We start from the raw sequence: 10,435 nt of genomic DNA on the forward strand, positions 1-10,435 counted from the left end.
GTTTTTCTAGACAGGCCGTAGAGCTACGGCCTGGGTGACGTGGATCAATGACCGAATATTACTGACCTGAAGCGGGCATGGCCGGGATCGGTTCGCTGGGCGGCGGCAGGCTCGATTCGGGCGGTGGCGTGACTGTTTCAGTCGATGACGCAGGCTCGCTGACTTCGGCTGGCGTGATCGGTGCCGCTTCAGCCGGTGGCTTAACCGGCTCGGAAGCCGCAGGAGCCGTTTCGATCGGCGCCGGGGCAGGTTCCGTTATCGGTGCTGCTGGCGCTGGCTCGGCTGCTGGTGCTGGTGCTGGTGCTGGTGCTGGTGTTGCAACGGGTACCAGCGCAGCCGGTGCGGCCTTGGTTTCAGGCATGCCCAGATCGGTTTTCGGCTTTTCCGGAATGTGTGCAGCTTTTTTTGCTTCCGGGGGCAGGAACAGCTCGACCAGGGCAAAAAAGCGTTCGTAGAATTTGGCGGACGATACCGTTTCGCTGGCCACCTTCACCATCGAATCATCCGACGAACCGATCGGCATCGATACCGAGCCCAACACACCGACACCCAGGCTTGCGGAATTGTTGGTCTTTTTCAGTGCATAGCGGTCTTGCAAGGCGTTGGCGAACATGGTCGCGTGGTGCCCTTCGCTGCCGTCATCGGCGCACACCACACTGAAACTGATTTCCATGTGGGTTTCGCCAGTCTGCTGAAAGCTCTTGTGGCCACTCACCAGTTTTGGATCGCTGCTGGTGATGATATAGCCCTGGCTCAACAGAGCCCGACGAGCGGCTTCACAGGTTTGTGCGTCGGTCACCGGGTAATTGCGTGAAAACGTACCGGAGTCATCGAAGTTCTCATGCTCGTAGATGGCGGCTTTCTTCGACGAACAGCCGGCAGCAGCGCCCAGCACCAATGCCAGCCCGACAACACGCATGGGAAATGATTTAAACATTGAACATCCTGAAGAAAACGGTCCGGGGCGTATTGTGCAACAGATCGATGCTTAGCGTCGCATCGATTGCGTCTTGTAACAATTACAGGTGGTTGACCATCATTTCAGCCTCCCATTCCATCTTGCTTATCAGCAATGTCACTTAACCGAATGCGAGCTCAAAAAAAAACCCCAGCCGGCTGGCTGGGGTTTTCGTCTAGCGTGTAGCGTGGCAAGGCATCAGAAACGCTTGATGTCTGCAGCACTTTCCAGCTGTTTACGGTACGCGGCAAAGTCCTGCTGGCCAATGCGCGAGGCGAGGAAGCGACGGTATTGAGCCTTCTCTTCGTCGGTCGGTGCAGCGGCTTCGTTGACCGAATTCAGTCGCACGATTACCAGGCTGCCATCTGCCAGGGTCACGCTGCTGTAGGTCGGTTGGTCCTTGGCAGCCGGCTTCGGCATGCGGAACAACGCCTGCAGCACAGCCGGGTCAACCCCTTCCTGAGCACGAGTGGCGGCTTCGATGACTTTCCAGCCTTGACCGTCAATCGCCTTGTCCGCTGGGGCCTTGCCCTCGCGCAGGCTGGCGATCAACTCGTCGGCCTTGGTCTTGGCGGCAGCACTGGCGTGCTCCTTGGCCAACTGCGAACGAATGCTGGCATTCACGCTTTCCAGCGGCAGTTGGGCAGGCTTGAGGTGTTCCTTTGCACGCAACACGATCACAGTTTCAGGATCCAGCTCGATGGCGGTGCTGTTGGCACCTTCATCCAGTACTTCCGGGCTGAACGCTGCAGTGACCACGGCACGATTGGCCGTAACACCTTCGCCACCCTCGCGGCCGAACGGCTTGGAGGTGTGCACGGTCAGGTTCAAGTCCTGGGCCGGCTGGGCCAGGTCGGAAGCTTCGAACGAGGAGTCTTCGAGCTGCTTGGTAGCCTCGACGAAACGCTGTTCAACCTGCTGGGCTTTCAGTTCGCGGGTCAGCTTGTCTTTCAGGGTGGCCAGCGTCGGCACCTCAGGTGCTTCCACGCCCAACAGCTTGATCAGGTGGAAACCGTAGTCGGTGCGAACCGGTGCGGAAACCTGATCCTTGGCCAGGGTGTACAAGGCCGTTTCGAAGGCCGGGTCATACACACCCGGACCTGCGTAGCCGAGGTCGCCACCGTTGTTCGCCGAACCCGGATCCTGGGAAAATTCCTTGGCCAGCGCCTCGAACTTCTCGCCCTTGGCCAAGCGCGCCTGAATGTCTTCGATCTTCGCCTTGGCTTGCGCCTCGGTGACCTTGTCATTCACTTCGATCAGGATGTGCGCCGCCCGACGCTGCTCGGACAGGTTCGCGATCTCTTTCTGATAAGCCGCCTGCAGGTCCTCGTCCTTGACGCTGACCTGATCGAAGAAGGAGGACTTCTTCATTTCGATGTAATCGATGACCACCTGGTCCGGCGTCATGAACTCCTTGGCGTGCTCGTCGTAGTAAGCCTTGACCTCATCGTCAGTCAGCTTCACAGCCGCCGGATCGGCCTTGACATTCAAGGTGGCGAAATCACGGGTCTGTTTTTCCAGGCGAGCAAACGCAAGCACTTGGGCGTCGGTGACAAAACCGCTGCCTGCCAGGCCTGCACGCAACTGGCCGATCAGCATTTCCTGAGCCAGCATCTGACGGAATTGCATCCGGCTGTAGCCCAGTTGACGAATAACCTGATCAAAGCGCTCGGCGCTAAACTTGCCGTCCACCTGGAACTCAGGCGTCTGCAGGATCACTTGATCCAGAGCAGCCTCGGAAAATGCGAACTTGGAGTCCTGCGCACCTTGCAGCAGCAGCTTGCGGTCGATCAGGCCCTTGAGGGCAGATTCGCGCAGCATTTTCTCGTCGAGCAGCGAGGCATCGAAATCCTTGCCCAGCTGTTGCATCAGCTGACGGCGTTGCATATCAACCGCCTGGCTGAGCTCGCTCTGACTGATTTCTTCACCATTGACCTTGGCCGCGTCCTGGCTGTTGCTAGTCGCCTGGAATATGGCTTCGACACCGGTGAAAGCCATCAGTACAACGATGATCCCGATAATGGTTTTGGCAATCCAGCCTTGTGAATTGTCCCTGATATTTTGCAGCATGCGTCCCCCAGAAACGGTTGAACTTCAAAATTAGGCAACCGTGGAGCGTGGGTAGAATCCGGATAGAAGAAAGGCGCATCCGAGGATGCGCCTTCTCGTAACTGGCGGAGCGGACCGAGGGGATCGAACGTGCGACCCTCGGCGTCTCGGACCGGCGACTCGCCGACTGGACTACCGCTCCGCTGCCAGGTCAGGTATGACCCCGACCCGGATAGGCAAAAACCTGAATCGAACTTAGTTGACAGCTTCTTTCAGTGCTTTACCGGCTTTGAAACCTGGTTTCTTGGCGGCTGCGATTTCCAGCGTCTTACCGGTCTGTGGGTTACGACCAATGCGAGCAGGACGATCAGTCACGGAGAAAGTACCGAAGCCAACCAGAACAACAGAGTCGCCAGCCTTGAGAGCGCCAGTGACGGATTCGATTACAGCGTCCAGCGCACGGCCAGCAGCAGCTTTCGGGATATCAGCGGATGCAGCGATAGCATCAATCAGTTCCGACTTGTTCACTCTAAGTCCCCTTATATCTATTTGAGTATGATTCTAAGTTTTTTGGTGAAAGCAAAAACGAGTGCTGAATGGCCTACAGACACTATAAGAGCCGCTTTATAACAAGGGCTCTAAAAAGCTGTCAAGGAAGCCCCCCAGGCAAATGCGTATTAATGCGTGCTAATTCTTTCCTTAGAGTCAGACTCGCGTTTTTCATCCTTTGCGACTATCTCGGGAGCCACATCAGGCAAGGGCTCCGGCGCGTATTGCAGCGCAATTTGCAGGACCTCGTCAATCCATTTAACCGGTTTGATCTGCAGATCCTGCTTAATATTGTCAGGAATTTCCTTCAGATCGCGTACGTTCTCTTCAGGAATGATCACGGTCTTGATTCCACCGCGGTGTGCCGCGAGCAGTTTTTCCTTCAGACCACCAATCGCCAGCACCTGGCCACGCAAGGTAATTTCACCGGTCATGGCGACATCCGCGCGCACCGGGATCCCAGTCAGGGCCGATACCAGGGCCGTGCACATGCCTACACCAGCGCTAGGGCCGTCCTTCGGGGTCGCCCCTTCCGGCATGTGGATGTGCGTGTCGCGCTTCTCGTGGAAATCCAGGGGAATCCCCAGGCTTTTGGCCCGGCTGCGCACCACCGTCAAAGCAGCGGTGATCGACTCGACCATCACATCACCCAGGGAACCGGTCTTGATCAACTGGCCCTTGCCTGGCACGACTGCGGCTTCGATAGTCAGCAGTTCGCCGCCCACCTGGGTCCACGCCAGCCCGGTTACCTGACCGATCTGGTCCTGGGATTCAGCCAGGCCGTAGCGGAATTTACGCACGCCCAGGAAGTGCTCCAGCATGTCGGCAGTGACCTTCACCGAGAAGCGTTTTTCCATTGCGTGCTCTTTGACCGCCTTGCGGCAAACCTTGGCTATCTGTCGCTCCAGCCCCCGTACACCGGCTTCGCGGGTGTAGTAGCGGATGATGTCGCGGATGGCTTCGGCGTCGAATTCCAGCTCACCTTTCTTCAAGCCGTTGGCAGTGATCTGCTTGGGCGAGAGGTACTTGACGGCGATGTTGATCTTCTCGTCTTCGGTGTAGCCCGGCAGACGAATCACTTCCATCCGGTCGAGCAGCGCAGGCGGGATATTCATGGAGTTGGAGGTGCACAGGAACATCACATCGGACAGGTCGTAGTCGACTTCCAGATAGTGATCGTTGAAGTTGTGGTTCTGCTCGGGGTCGAGCACTTCCAACAACGCCGACGCCGGATCGCCGCGCATGTCGCTGCCCATCTTGTCGATTTCATCGAGCAGGAACAGCGGGTTACGCACACCCACCTTTGTCATCTTTTGAATCAATCTTCCTGGCATCGAACCGATGTAAGTACGGCGATGACCACGGATTTCAGCTTCATCACGCACGCCACCGAGGGCCATGCGCACGAATTTACGGTTGGTGGCGTGGGCAATCGACTCCGCCAGGGACGTTTTACCGACCCCTGGAGGACCGACCAGGCACAACACCGGGCCGCGAATTTTCTTCACGCGTTTTTGCACGGCGAGGTATTCGAGGATCCGCTCTTTGACTTCTTCCAGGCCATAGTGGTCGGCGTCGAGGATGTCTTCGGCGCGGGCCAGATCCAGGCGAACCTTGCTCTGGGCCTTCCACGGCACCTGCACCAGCCAGTCGATGTAGGAACGCACCACGGTCGCTTCCGCCGACATCGGCGACATCTGCTTGAGCTTGTTCAATTCGCCTTGGGCCTTGGCCAGGGCATCCTTCGGCAAGCCAGCGGCATCGATGCGCTTTTTCAGCTCTTCGATTTCGTTGTGGCCTTCGTCGCTGTCGCCGAGCTCCTTCTGAATGGCCTTCATCTGCTCATTCAGGTAGTACTCGCGCTGGCTGCGCTCCATTTGTTTCTTGACCCGACCGCGAATGCGTTTTTCGACCTGCAGCAGGTCGATTTCGGCATCCAGCAGCGCGAGCACGTGCTCGACCCGGGCCGACAGATCAATGATTTCGAGGATTTCCTGCTTCTGCTCGATCTTCAGGGCCATGTGCGCGGCCATGGTGTCGACCAGGCGGCCTGGCTCGTCGATGCTGTTGAGCGACGACAGGACTTCAGCAGGGACCTTCTTGCCCAACTGCACATATTGTTCGAACTGGGCCAGCAGGCTGCGAACGAAAACTTCCGACTCGCGCTCCGGTGCGTCGACTTCGTCGATCAGGGAGACTTCTGCACGGCAATGGCCGTCCACTTCGCTGAAGCGCTCCACGGCGCCCCGCTGCTCACCTTCGACCAGAACCTTGACCGTGCCGTCAGGCAGCTTGAGCAGCTGCAGGACAGTCGCAATGGTACCTACACGGTAAAGGGCATCTTCACCGGGGTCGTCGTCAGCAGGGTTTCTCTGGGCCAGCAGAAGGATCTGCTTGTCACCCGTCATCGCGGCCTCGAGGGCTTCGATAGATTTCTCGCGCCCCACGAACAGCGGGATAACCATGTGCGGATAAACCACAACATCACGCAATGGCAGGAGAGGCAATTCGATGGTTGTCTTCATGATTTCGCCTCTACGGCGGCCATAAGGCCGTAAACAGATGGAAGTAAGCTTGAAACCAAGATGGGGGCTGCCTTGAAAAAAAACAAGCGCAATGACTGTGTTAAAACCTGCAAAAAGCAAAGGGGCCCGAAGGCCCCTTCTTTATTCCAGCTGCGTGACGCTTAAGCGTCTGGCGCGGCCTTGGCAGCCGGCTCACTGTTTTCGTAGATATACAGTGGCTTGGACTTGCCTTCTATCACGCTTTCATCGATCACCACCTTGCTCACCTCGGATTGCGAGGGGATTTCGTACATGGTGTCGAGCAGTACACCTTCGAGAATCGAGCGCAGTCCACGGGCACCGGTCTTGCGTTCCAGGGCACGTTTGGCAACCGATTTCAGCGCGTCAGCCCGGAATTCCAGGTCAACACCTTCCATCTCGAACAGCTTGGCATACTGTTTGGTCAGAGCATTTTTCGGCTCGGTGAGAATCTGCATCAGCGCAGCCTCATCAAGCTCGTCCAGCGTGGCAAGTACCGGCAGACGACCGACAAATTCCGGGATCAGACCGAACTTGACCAAATCGTCAGGCTCGACTTCACGCAGGGACTCACCGACTTTCTTGCCTTCTTCCTTGCTGCGCACTTCGGCGTTGAAACCGATGCCACCCTTGGTGGAACGGTTCTGGATGACTTTCTCCAGACCGGAGAACGCACCGCCGCAGATGAACAGGATGTTACGGGTGTCGACCTGAAGGAATTCCTGTTGCGGATGCTTGCGACCACCTTGAGGCGGAACGGAAGCGACCGTGCCTTCAATCAACTTGAGCAGCGCCTGCTGTACGCCTTCACCGGAAACGTCCCGGGTGATCGACGGGTTGTCGGACTTGCGCGAGATCTTGTCGATCTCATCGATGTAGACAATGCCCATCTGGGCCTTTTCCACGTCGTAATCGCACTTCTGCAACAACTTCTGAATGATGTTCTCGACATCTTCACCTACGTAACCCGCCTCCGTGAGGGTGGTAGCGTCGGCGATGGTGAACGGAACGTTCAGCAAGCGGGCAAGTGTTTCGGCAAGCAGGGTTTTACCCGAGCCTGTCGGGCCGATCAGCAAGATGTTGCTCTTGCCGAGTTCGACGTCGTCATTCTTTTTGTCGCGCTGGTTCAGACGTTTGTAGTGGTTGTACACCGCTACGGCCAGAACCTTCTTCGCACGCTCTTGACCAATCACATACTGATCAAGGATGCCGCTGATTTCTTTAGGCGATGGCAATTTATGCGCGCTGCTTTCGGCCTGGGCTTCCTGCACCTCCTCACGGATGATGTCGTTGCACAGGTCGACGCACTCGTCGCAAATAAAGACCGAGGGACCGGCAATCAATTTGCGCACTTCATGCTGGCTTTTGCCACAGAAGGAGCAATAAAGCAGTTTGCCGTTGTCCTCGCCGTTGCGGGTGTCAGTCATTCGATCGATCCAAATCCGATAGGCTTGCAACACAAGATGAAGGCTATTGCGGGCTTTTTCAAGTCCGCAGGTGATCAGACAAGCCGACCAGCCCTATTTTGAGCTGCTTATTTTAAGCTGGGCGCTGGGAGATCACTTCATCGATCAGCCCGTACGCACGCGCGGCTTCCGCACTCATGAAATTATCGCGGTTGGTATCGCGCTCGATTTCTTCAAGTGTGTGCCCGCTGTGCTTGGCCATCAGCGTATTGAGACGCTCGCGAATGAACAGGATTTCCTTGGCATGGATTTCGATGTCCGAAGCCTGGCCCTGGAAACCGCCCAGTGGCTGGTGAATCATCACGCGCGAGTTCGGCAGGCAGAAACGCTTGCCCGGGGCACCGGCCGTCAGCAGGAATGCGCCCATGCTGCAGGCTTGTCCAATGCAGGTGGTCGACACGTTCGGCTTGATGAATTGCATGGTGTCGTAGATCGACATGCCTGCAGTCACCGAACCGCCCGGGGAGTTGATGTAGAGATGGATGTCCTTGTCCGGATTTTCCGCTTCAAGGAATAGCAGCTGCGCACAGATCAGGTTGGCCATGTAGTCCTCTACCGGGCCAACCAGGAAAATCACGCGCTCCTTGAGAAGACGCGAGTAGATGTCATAGGCGCGCTCGCCACGAGCGGATTGCTCGACAACCATCGGGACCAGGCCGCCTGCGGCCTGGATATCAGAGTTCTGCTGAATATAAGAATTACGGAACATGCTCTGCAGTCGCTCCCAAATAGTTATGTCTTGAATACGCATAAGCCAGCGCGAAGGCTGGCTTATGGTGTGTACTTCTTAGCGCAAAAACGATCAGGCGGCTGGTGCAGCTTCTACCGGCTTGACTGCTTCTTCGTAAGAGACCGATTTGTCGGTCACGTTAGCCTTCTGCAGAACAGTATCCACAACTTGTTCTTCCAGCACAACCGAACGAACTTCGTTCAGTTGCTGGTCATTCTTGTAGTACCAGGACACGACCTGCTCAGGTTCCTGGTAGGCCGAAGCCATTTCCTGAATCATTTCGCGAACGCGGGCTTCGTCAGGCTTGAGGTCGAACTGCTTGACCACTTCAGCCACGATCAGACCCAGTACAACGCGACGCTTGGCTTGTTCTTCGAACAGCTCGGCAGGCAGTTGATCAGGCTTGATGTTGCCGCCGAATTGCTGAACAGCCTGCACACGCAGACGGTCAACTTCGTTGGACAGCAAGGCTTTTGGCACTTCGATCGGGTTGGTGGCCAGCAGACCGTCCATTACCTGATTCTTGACCTTGGACTTGATGGCCTGGCGCAGCTCGCGCTCCATGTTCTTGCGAACTTCGGCGCGGAAGCCTTCCAAACCGGTTTCCTTGATGCCGAATTGAGCGAAGAATTCTTCGTTCAGTTCTGGCAGTTTCGGCTCGGAAACGCTGTTCACGGTGACGGTGAACTCAGCGGTCTTGCCGGCCAGGTCGAGGTTCTGATAGTCCTCAGGGAAGGTCAGGTTCAGAACGCGCTCTTCGCCGGCTTTAGCGCCAACCAGGCCGTCTTCGAAACCAGGGATCATGCGGCCGGAACCCAGCACCAGCTGAGTACCTTTGGCGGAACCGCCAGCGAACACTTCGCCGTCGACCTTGCCAACGAAATCGATGTTCAGCTGGTCATCGTTCTGAGCAGCGCGATCAGTTTCTTCGAAGCGGGTGTTCTGCTTGCGCAGTACGTCCAGCATCTTGTCCAGATCAGCATCAGTTACGTCAGCGCTCAGGCGCTCGACAGCGATACCTTCGAAACCGGCAACGGTGAACTCAGGGAACACTTCGAAGATGGCTACATATTCCAGATCTTTGCCAGCTTCCAGAGATTTTGGCTCGATCGAAGGAGCCCCAGCCGGGTTCAGCTTTTGCTCAACTACGGCTTCGTAGAACGAAGACTGGATCACGTCACCAACAGCTTCCTGGCGGGCATCAGCACCAAAACGGCGCTTGATTTCGCTCATTGGCACTTTGCCTGGACGGAATCCAGCAATCTTGGCCTTTTGGGCAGTCTGCTGCAGACGCTTGTTGACCTGAATCTCGATGCGCTCAGCCGGCACGGTGATGCTCATGCGGCGCTCAAGAGCAGAAGTATTTTCAACAGAAACTTGCATGGATATTCCTCGTTGCACAGACGTTGGCCGGCCGTTTCCGACCCCAGAATCAAGGGCATACATTCTAGTAGGTCAAACTCAAGAAGTCACCCTACTGAAAACGGGTAAAAACGTGGCAGGCAATTTATAGGGGCGGATACACCAATGCAGCCCGCCCCAATGGCAAATACGGTCAATCACGCCAGGGCTCTGCACCAACCCTCCTATATATAGAAGGGGTTGCCGAGCAGACCCCGGACAACCGACCTTGCGAACAAGGCCGGCGGGGGGCGCGGCATCATCGAAAAACATAAATACGACGAAACGCCCCGCCACTACGACCCAGTAACTGCGGCCGTGAACCACTGAAACAAAAAAGGCGCCAGACTGTTAAATCTGGCGCCTTTCGAAATATGGGGTGGACGAAGGGGATCGAACCCTCGACAACGGGAGTCACAATCCCGTGCTCTACCAACTGAGCTACGCCCACCATGTAGCATGACAAGTGAACCGGAGTTTCTCGTCGAACCCCACTCAAGCCAAGCGGCATGACTGAAGCTTTATTTGGTGCGGATGAAGAGACTCGAACTCTTACACCTTGCGGCGCTGGAACCTAAATCCAGTGTGTCTACCAATTCCACCACATCCGCGGGTTGAAGCTGTTAAAGCAAAGGCGCCAGACTGTTAATCTGGCGCCTTTTGAAATATGGGGTGGACGAAGGGGATCGAACCCTCGACAACGGGAGTCACAATCCCGTGCTCTACCAACTGAGCTACG

The 10,435-nt window shown here is 56.4% G+C and carries 7 protein-coding genes and 2 tRNA genes; all 9 read right to left on the reverse strand.

The features are described 5' to 3' along the window. Nucleotides 1-58: 58 nt before the first annotated feature. The 9 genes from AAEZ05_RS15430 to AAEZ05_RS15470 all read right to left on the reverse strand — a co-directional run bounded on the left by AAEZ05_RS15430 (nt 59) and on the right by AAEZ05_RS15470 (nt 10,307). Nucleotides 59-937 (reverse strand): DUF2242 domain-containing protein, encoded by an 879-nt coding sequence (locus tag AAEZ05_RS15430; RefSeq protein WP_350647929.1) that lies wholly within the window; start codon nt 935-937, stop codon nt 59-61. Nucleotides 938-1,156: 219 nt separating this feature from the next. Continuing rightward, nucleotides 1,157-3,028 carry a SurA N-terminal domain-containing protein gene (locus AAEZ05_RS15435; RefSeq protein ID WP_045060167.1) on the reverse strand — a complete coding sequence of 624 codons (1,872 nt, stop codon included), beginning with the start codon at nt 3,026-3,028 and terminating at the stop codon, nt 1,157-1,159. Between the two features lie 234 nt (nt 3,029-3,262). After that, on the reverse strand, nt 3,263-3,535 hold the full coding sequence (locus AAEZ05_RS15440) for an HU family DNA-binding protein (protein WP_002552737.1): 273 nt from the start codon (nt 3,533-3,535) through the stop codon (nt 3,263-3,265). Nucleotides 3,536-3,684: 149 nt separating this feature from the next. Continuing rightward, nucleotides 3,685-6,081 carry an endopeptidase La gene (gene lon, locus AAEZ05_RS15445; RefSeq protein ID WP_045060166.1) on the reverse strand — a complete coding sequence of 799 codons (2,397 nt, stop codon included), beginning with the start codon at nt 6,079-6,081 and terminating at the stop codon, nt 3,685-3,687. Nucleotides 6,082-6,242: 161 nt separating this feature from the next. Next, on the reverse strand, nt 6,243-7,526 hold the full coding sequence (gene clpX / locus AAEZ05_RS15450; protein ID WP_007946893.1) for an ATP-dependent Clp protease ATP-binding subunit ClpX: 1,284 nt from the start codon (nt 7,524-7,526) through the stop codon (nt 6,243-6,245). Nucleotides 7,527-7,638: 112 nt separating this feature from the next. Beyond that, nucleotides 7,639-8,274: an ATP-dependent Clp endopeptidase proteolytic subunit ClpP gene (clpP, locus tag AAEZ05_RS15455; protein WP_045060165.1), complete on the reverse strand. Its 636-nt coding sequence runs from the start codon at nt 8,272-8,274 to the stop codon at nt 7,639-7,641. Between the two features lie 93 nt (nt 8,275-8,367). Continuing rightward, nucleotides 8,368-9,678 carry a trigger factor gene (gene tig / locus AAEZ05_RS15460; RefSeq protein ID WP_045060164.1) on the reverse strand — a complete coding sequence of 437 codons (1,311 nt, stop codon included), beginning with the start codon at nt 9,676-9,678 and terminating at the stop codon, nt 8,368-8,370. A gap of 393 nt (nt 9,679-10,071) precedes the next feature. Continuing rightward, nucleotides 10,072-10,147: transfer RNA gene (locus AAEZ05_RS15465), tRNA-His, on the reverse strand. 75 nt (nt 10,148-10,222) lie between these two features. Beyond that, nucleotides 10,223-10,307 (reverse strand) — tRNA-Leu (locus AAEZ05_RS15470). Nucleotides 10,308-10,435: the final 128 nt, after the last annotated feature.

This window comes from Pseudomonas sp. HY13-MNA-CIBAN-0226, from assembly GCF_040310305.1.
In the GTDB taxonomy this organism is placed as follows: Bacteria; Pseudomonadota; Gammaproteobacteria; order Pseudomonadales; family Pseudomonadaceae; genus Aquipseudomonas; species Aquipseudomonas gregormendelii.

What these genes read in the sequence shown, in the direction of transcription:
- clpP (WP_045060165.1), bottom strand. Translation starts at nt 8,274, where the DNA reads ATGTTCCGTAATTCTTATATTCAGCAGAACTCTGATATCCAGGCCGCA.
- clpX (WP_007946893.1), bottom strand. Translation starts at nt 7,526, where the DNA reads ATGACTGACACCCGCAACGGCGAGGACAACGGCAAACTGCTTTATTGC.
- lon (WP_045060166.1), bottom strand. Translation starts at nt 6,081, where the DNA reads ATGAAGACAACCATCGAATTGCCTCTCCTGCCATTGCGTGATGTTGTG.
- tig (WP_045060164.1), bottom strand. Translation starts at nt 9,678, where the DNA reads ATGCAAGTTTCTGTTGAAAATACTTCTGCTCTTGAGCGCCGCATGAGC.
- AAEZ05_RS15430 (WP_350647929.1), bottom strand. Translation starts at nt 937, where the DNA reads ATGTTTAAATCATTTCCCATGCGTGTTGTCGGGCTGGCATTGGTGCTG.
- AAEZ05_RS15435 (WP_045060167.1), bottom strand. Translation starts at nt 3,028, where the DNA reads ATGCTGCAAAATATCAGGGACAATTCACAAGGCTGGATTGCCAAAACC.